This window comes from Shimazuella sp. NTD250, assembly GCF_059510375.1.
This window is the reverse complement of sequence record NZ_JCAJZS010000016.1, coordinates 1-7894: the sequence shown is the minus strand read 5'-3', so window position 1 is coordinate 7894 and position 7894 is coordinate 1. Positions and strand designations below refer to the sequence as shown.

Annotated in this window: 6 protein-coding genes; all 6 read left to right on the top strand. The window is 36.0% G+C overall.

Features of this window, described 5'->3' with window-relative positions:
- Window positions 1–406: 406 nt before the first annotated feature.
- The 6 genes from AC5WOF_RS19325 to AC5WOF_RS19300 all read left to right on the top strand — a co-directional run bounded on the left by AC5WOF_RS19325 (window position 407) and on the right by AC5WOF_RS19300 (window position 7741).
- The gene (locus tag AC5WOF_RS19325; RefSeq protein WP_496051578.1) at window positions 407–1600 is read left to right on the top strand and encodes a MalY/PatB family protein; all 1194 of its coding nucleotides are present in this window, start codon (window positions 407–409) and stop codon (window positions 1598–1600) included.
- Window positions 1601–1955: 355 nt separating this feature from the next.
- Window positions 1956–3068 carry a glycosyltransferase gene (locus tag AC5WOF_RS19320; protein ID WP_496051577.1) on the top strand — a complete coding sequence of 371 codons (1113 nt, stop codon included), beginning with the start codon at window positions 1956–1958 and terminating at the stop codon, window positions 3066–3068.
- Between the two features lie 2 nt (window positions 3069–3070).
- Window positions 3071–4159, top strand: coding sequence for a glycosyltransferase (locus AC5WOF_RS19315; protein ID WP_496051576.1), 1089 nt, complete (start codon window positions 3071–3073; stop codon window positions 4157–4159).
- Between the two features lie 7 nt (window positions 4160–4166).
- Window positions 4167–4910 carry a Wzz/FepE/Etk N-terminal domain-containing protein gene (locus AC5WOF_RS19310; RefSeq protein ID WP_496051575.1) on the top strand — a complete coding sequence of 248 codons (744 nt, stop codon included), beginning with the start codon at window positions 4167–4169 and terminating at the stop codon, window positions 4908–4910.
- Window positions 4911–4923: 13 nt separating this feature from the next.
- Complete coding sequence (locus AC5WOF_RS19305) at window positions 4924–6342, top strand: lipopolysaccharide biosynthesis protein (RefSeq protein WP_496051574.1); 1419 nt, start codon at window positions 4924–4926, stop codon at window positions 6340–6342.
- A gap of 19 nt (window positions 6343–6361) precedes the next feature.
- Window positions 6362–7741 (top strand): O-antigen polymerase, encoded by a 1380-nt coding sequence (locus tag AC5WOF_RS19300; protein ID WP_496051573.1) that lies wholly within the window; start codon window positions 6362–6364, stop codon window positions 7739–7741.
- Window positions 7742–7894: the final 153 nt, after the last annotated feature.

Genomic DNA, 7894 nt, shown 5'->3' with positions numbered 1-7894 from the left:
TGGTGGGTTTTTTTCTTATGTGGCCAGCAACCGTTAATTGCTAATTCGTGAAAGTCCAACGAGGTAAGCACCAGGTCGCCTCGCAGCTGACAGGCAACTGTCGGATGATTGAATACAATTCAAAGGAAAAGGGGTACAGGTAGAAACGCTGGAAGCATCGTATACATCAAAAGCAAGTTTCTTAGAATGTGGAAAATGAATGGTGCTGTGAAACATCTTGAAGAAAGCATTTTATACCAAAACGGAGATCAAATATTTGATCTCCAAGCGATAAAGGGTTTGGAATCCACAATTAGAGGTTTGGACATATTATATGCCATAATGAAAATACTTATATTTTATTTTACTTATTGATGAACGTTTACCATTTGAATATGACCTAAAAATATAATAATTGGGGGATAATATGGCTTCGAGTTTTGATGAGTATATTAATCGATATAATACCTCTTCAGAAAAATGGGATGAAGTAGAGAAAATATATCGCGAACCTGATTTGTTGCCTTTGTGGGTAGCAGATATGGATTTTCGTTCCCCTTTGCCTGTCAGAGAAGCGATGGCAAAACGAATCGATCATGGAGTGTTCGGCTATAACATTCGCATGGATTCATATTATGATGCAATTGTCGATTGGATGGATAAAAAACACAATTGGACGATTCAAAAAGAGTGGATATCTTACAGTCCAGGTGTAATGCAAGCGATTAGTTTAATCATTAACCATTATTCTCAACCAGGGGATCGTATACTTGTACAGCCTCCTATTTATGCTCCATTATCTGAAGTAGTGGTAAAAAATAATAGAACTTTAGTGGAAAATCCCCTTAAGTATGAAAATAATCGTTACACGATTGATTTTATAGATCTCGAAAGAAAACTCGATCAAGGAATAAAAATTTTGATCTTTTGTAGTCCTCATAATCCAGTAGGGCGGGTATGGAGTAAAGAAGAACTTACTATTCTTGCACAAAAATGTATCGAGCGTGATGTTCTAATCATTTCTGATGAAATTCACTCTGATCTTATTTATCAAGGCAATAAACATACTCCATTGGCATCTATATCAGAAGAAATTGCACAACGATCTATTATTTGCAATGCACCAACTAAAACGTTTAACTTACCTGGAGTGCAAACTGCCAATATCATTATCTCAAATATCAAACTTAGGGATCTTTATAGAAATGCACTTGATCGCCTTTTTCTACAATTTAGCAACACTTTTGGAGTTGTTGCGACAGAAAGTGCATATCGATATGGTGCAGATTGGCTGAATGAGTGTATGGCTTATGTAGAAGGAAACCTAAGGTTAGTGGATTCTTATTTGAAAGAACATACTCCAGAAATGAAGGTTGTACAGCCAGAAGGTACTTATCTAGCTTGGATAGATTGCCAAGGATTGCAGATGGATACACCAACTTTGATGAAATGTATGCTCAAAAAAGCGAAGGTAGCTCCTATCTTTGGCAGAACATTTGGAAGAGAAGGGGAGGGATTTTTACGTTTAAACATTGCGGCTCCTCGATCTTTAATCCAGAAAGGTCTTCAACAAATGTCAACTGCAATTCATGAATTTCAAGCAGGGCAAAAAAATGTATAAGGAAAACACCAAGTTGGTTCCATTGATGGTTCCAACTCTTTTAGCTTTTTGGGGGGCAAGTTTTTTCATATATTTGTCGATTTTTTACTAAACTCTATATGTTTTCTGTTTTTGCTAGCTTTTTTATTTTTTATTCCTGTCTTTTATTGATCTATAAGGAAGATATTTACATAAACTCACAGTTTCTTATGGTGTAACAAGTATTTTCTTGTTATGATAGAAAAATGACTGTTGGAGCATTGTCATATTTTCAAGGGCTTTTTTTCGTTAAGATGGAATAACAAATACTTTTTTTGATAGAGTTCGAAATAGAAATGGTTTTCATTTTCAATTGAATGTGGAAAGGACTTATGCAATGGATAAAGTGTTAGTTTATTTCCCCTTTGCGCTTGCAAAAAAAGCTGATAGTGGATCAAAAGTACGCCCACTCAAAATGATTGAAGCATTTGAGAAGTGGGGAAATGATCAAGGATTAGAAGTTATCGTTGTTTCTGGTGAGTCAAAAGAACGAGAAGCGAAATGGAATGAATTGCTCCAGCAGAATGCTTTGACCGATGTCAGGTTTTGTTATGCTGAAAATCAAACTATCCCTATTTGGTTAACAGATAAAAATCATACTCCGAGTAGACCTTTTATTGATAAAAAAGTTTTTCAATACCTCAAACAACATCAAATCCCGATGGGCATTTTTTACCGAGATGTGTACTGGAAATTTGATGAACTCTATCCGCTAAAAGGGTTGAAAAAACGATTGATGCAGTGGCTTTATCGTAGAGAAGAAAAATTTTATGAGAAATATGCGGATGCCATTTTTTTGCCAAGCTTAGAAATGGGTAAATATGTAGATATAAATAGGACCAAAGTAGCTCTTCCTCCAGGTGGAAAAGAAGTAGCATTCCAAAAAACAAATCGTGATGGAAATCGAGTTCGTGCTATTTATGTAGGTGCAGTCAAACATGCAGATAATGGTCTCCCACTCCTACTGGAGACATTGGAGCGTATACAGACAGAAAACTTATCCTTGACGGTGGTCTGTAGAGAGGATGAATACCAAGGCTTACCAGATGAACAAAAAGAAAAAATGAAACAATTACAAGTAGACATCAAGCATATTTCTGGTGCAGAATTAGATGCATTGTATATGGAGATAGATTTTGCCTATTTGCCAAGAACAAAAAGTACATACAATGATTTCTCTGTTCCTGTGAAGTTAGTGGAGTATTTGTCTAATTATTTACCAGTGCTGGCCAGTAATTGTACTGCACAACAACGATTTGTGGAAAGTGGACCATATGGTGTAGTGGCTGGTGCAACGACTGATGAGATGGTGGCTGCAACTAGAAAAATGATGGAACAACATCAAACTTTTTTGAAAACCATTCAGGAAAAATTTTTAGCAAGTAACTCGTGGATTGCTCGTGTTCAAACCGTAAATCAAACCTTAACAAAAAACAAAACGGAGTTATAGTTATGAAAATCGCTTTATTTGCCCCTAGTACATCTACACATACACAAAAATGGGCATTAGGACTGAAACAAAAAGGATTAGATGTCTGTATCATCACGTTTTCGAACCATTATTGTAAAACTCATGCAGAACGAGTGGAAACGTATGCTTTGCCACAATACTTACCAGGAAAGCTTTCTTATCTAACTACTGTGTTTGCACTTCGTAGTTTACTATCGCAAATAAAGCCTGATATTGTTCATGCTCATTACGCTTCTAGTTATGGATTTGTAGCAGGGCTAGCTCGTATTCACCCTCTGTTTTTATCTGTATGGGGGAGTGATATTTTTCAATTTCCTAAGAACGCATTAAATACACGGATTTTAACTTACTCTCTCGCTGCTGCAGATGTGCTCTGTTCTACAAGTCATGTAATGCTCAGGGAGACGAAAAAATATATAGATAAATCAATTGAACTGGTTCCATTTGGAGTAGATACGAATCATTTCGTGTATGATCCATCACAAAAATCGAGCGGTGAATTTCATATTGGAATTGCTAAAGGTTTAAAGGATATATATGGATATCCGAAATTAATAGAGGCATTTTCTAAATTAGTGAAAGAAGAAGATTGTGTTCATTTAGTCATTATTGGTGATGGCCCAGAGAAAGAACGTTATCAGCGGATGGTAAAGGAGCGGGAACTGGAAGAAAAGGTAACTTTTGTTGGTTTTGTTCCTCAAGAGGAACTTCCTCAGTTACTCAGTCAATTGGATTTATTTGTACTTCCATCTGAAAGTGAGAGCTTTGGGGTGTCAGCATTGGAAGCAGAAGCTTGCGGGGTACCTGTAATCGTAAATAATGTAGGTGGGTTGCCTGAAGTTGTAAAACACGGAGAGACTGGGATGATCATTCCAAATAATGATCCTGAAGAGATTTATAAGGCAATGAAAACATTGTTGAATGACGATTATAATCGTCATCAAATGGAAGTGAACGCAGTTCAGTTTGTGAAAGAAAACTACCAGTGGGACGATTGTGTTCAAAAAATGGTTGACCTTTACCAAGCAAACGTAAAAAAAACAAATTTAGAAATTATGGACAAAGGATGAATAAATAATGAATGAGGAAGCGAAAAAATCGTATGCTTTTTACGATTATCTTGCTTTTATGTGGCAGAAAAAGTTCTGGTTGATTGCAATACCTATCATCGCCATTATCATTGCGGTTATTGTGAGTGCTGTATCAAAGCCTACATATCAAGGAACAGTATTATTTAATGTGGCTGATGCGACAGATGATAAAGTAACCGTGCCTGATATTATTATGGCAAATTATCAAGACATATTGCCGAAGGACATTCAACCTTCATTACAAGTAATTGTTCCAAAGTATAAACAAGTGCAAATTCAACTTAGTGGCAAAGACAAAGACCAAGTTGAAAAAGGATTTCAAAAAGTATCCAAAGCTTACTATGCAGATTTACAAAAAGTATTTCAACAAAAGATCAGTATGTCAAAACAATACATGGCTACTTTGCAACAACGAGTAACTACATTGGAACAAGCATCAAAAGTAATTAAGCCATCTGGATCTAATGTCGATGCGTTTACAAATCTCCAAAAGGAATTAGCGACAAGACAAGAACAGTTACAATCGAGTAAGTTAGATTTGGCTAGCGCTCAAGCTCCTGTAATTGTACCGCCTTCTTCGTTAAATAATCTTACTGTTACAGAGAAAGTATCGCCATGGAAAGCAAACATTATTATTGCATTGCTTGCTGGTATAATTTTAGGAATTGTGGTGGTAGCACTTTGGAAATATATATTGGATGCAAAATCATCTCGAGATCAATCATTATAGGAGATGTTAGCCTGTGTTGGCCCAACTAAAAAGATTAGCGGGAGATTCGTTTTTATATGCTTTGATGAGTGTGAGCACAAAATTGATCGCATTTATCATGTTTCCGATCTATACACATTACATACTGCCTTCAGAGTATGGTGTATTGGGTATTATTGATGGCACGATTGGTATATTAGGGTATTTTGTTATCTTTGGTACAGACACAGCTTTGGCCTTTTATTACTTTGAAGAAAAAGACCAAGAGAAAAAGCTACAGTATGTGCAAAATGTTATGGCTTTTCGATTGCTGATAGCAGTCGGACTCACGGTAATTGCACTTCTAGCTGGGAATAACCTTGTACCATGGTTAAATATTAGTAGCAAGTTGATGCCGTTTTTTTATTTATCGCTCGTCACTTTGGTACTTGATTCGATAAATGTGTTAGCTTTGACCGTTTATCGATATGAGATGCGGACTCTACGGGTAGTATTGCTCACAGTAGCAAAGATGTTGTTTATTGCTGCTTTATCGTATATACTCCTCGTTTATTGGTCAGGGTCGATTGGCAGTATTGTTTGGGGAAGGATAATCAGCATAGCTGTCGTTATTGTTCTTTCTGGTAGACAAATGCTTAAATACCTCAAACTTCGTTTTGATAAGGAAATTTGGGTAAAAGTATTGCAGTATGGGGCACCATTGGTTCCAGCATCCCTATCTTTCTGGGTGATGGGATCATCCAATCGTTATATTATCGCAGCGATGGATAATACGACTTCGGTAGGGATATATGTAGCAGCTTTTCAATTTGCTACGATGATCAGTTTACTTACCTATGGGATTCAAATGGCTTGGAGGCCATATTCGATGCAAATGAAAGATCACCCAGATGGAAAAGCATTTTTTGCAAAAGCATATATGATTATATTTACCGTTGGGATGTTCGGTATTGTTTTTGTGACAAGTGTGATGCCATTAGTTATTTTGTTGCTCGATCCTAAGTATCAAACATCTTATCAATATGTAGGATTTCTATCATTAGCATCGTTTTTAAATTTTTTCTATATTATTGTGTCATCAGGTTTATTGTTTGCAAAGAAAACAAAGTCAATCTCGGGTATTTTGGTGATTGCAGCCGTTCTCAATATTGGATTGAATATCGCATTGTATATTCCATTTGGACTTTGGGGGATCGTAATTTCCAATGTGATTGCATATTTACTAACATGCATTCTCGTTTTTATTCAGAGCCAAAAATACTATCATGTACCTATAAAAGTTGGAAAGATGTCTTTCTTATTTATTCAAAGCGTGATTACCATTGCTGCGATGGTTTATTTACAAGTACAAAACTATGCTGGTTGGTATCAGATTTTCCCATGGATTTATTTTCTTGTGTCTCTAGCGATTTGTCGAATTGACCGCGAATTTATGGGGCTAAAAACCAAGTAGTCATCAGGAGGAAGTTTAAGTGATTTGGATTCTAGCGTGGATACTTACTCTAATCATCGGTGTTTGGTTACTACACAAAAGCTCAGGTGGGCTATCATTAAACAAGCCTAATTTACACTTGGTGATATTTGGGTATGTCTACCTTCTTTCCAGTTTGATTGGTTCTCTTTTGATCGTATTGGAAATAGATCGTTCCTATATCATTAATAAGCTTCTTTTTCCTGAATCCAGACAACTTGGTTTTATTTTAGTCTGCGGATCATTTTTGTTGTTCGCTTTTATAACTGTCATAGTCTCTAGAATCGTAGGATTTAAGCCTGCTTTAGAATTTGATAAGTATTGGAATGCTCCTGTAAACGAAGTATTTGTATCTGAACCGAACAAAAAATTGTTTTTTCGTATTTTTTTAGGTTTAAGTGTCGTCAGTATTTTATCTGTTATTTATACCCTGTTACATACGAGTACGATTCCTCTTTTTTCAGCTTTACTTGGGCATACTGCTGATTTGGCTAAAGGAAGAATTGATGCAAAAGAAGGGTATACAGGTATCGTTTATGTAAAAAATATTTTGGCGATTGGACTTACTCCGCTGTTGTCGATCGTTGCTTTTGCCTATGCTTTAAAAACCCGCCTTTGGTCTTGGAGAGTATTGTTTGGTTTGTTATTTGTAGTAGCTGTGATTATTCAAATATATAACTTTGAAAAAGCACCAACACTTTTTTATATGATCATGTTGATTTTAACTAGTATTTTTGTTGGGAAATTAAAGTTAAACTTACGTTTGATCCTTTTTTTTACGGCAGTGGGAGTAGCTTACATTGTTGTGATGTATACATTACTAGGTGCTTCAGGAAGCTCTACCTTTCTGAATTATTCTCAAGGCCCCATTGGAAGGATCATATTGACGCAAATTGCTCCGATGTATATTTTTGTCGATCGTTTTGGTGAAGTATACCCATTTCTGCATGTCTATGGTTTACCAGATTCTATTCTTCAATTGTATGATGTAGATCAAATGAGAAGTGCCAGAGTAATTATGATGGACCTATTTCCAGAGAAAGTACAAGAAGGAACAGCGGGTGTACTCAATACCCTTTATGTAGGGGAAGCATTTGCTACCTACGGTGTATGGGGGGTAATATTAGGAACCGTTTATTTAGGCGTTTTTGTTCAGGTTCTTTATATTACATTTATTCGTTTACCCAAACATCCTGTCTTTATAAGTTTATTTGTCTTTTTTATTGTCAATATTCCTCGTGCAATGGTGGGTGGCTTTTCAGATTTAGTGATAAATCCTGTATGGATTGTATTGTTTGCTATTGTCATTTTTCCATATGCTGTAGTTCGATTGAAGGAAACATGGCCAAAACCAATAAAAAAAGTGAAAAAAAGTAGTTGACTTTGATTTTTAAGCGTGTTATATTATTACTTGTCGCCGCGACAGAGCGGACAGACAACAAAAGAGAAGTTGTTCCTTGAAAACTGAAGAGTGAGATCACAAACCTGTTAATTTTTAGATTTACATTATGAGCAAGTCAAGCTTTTCTAACAT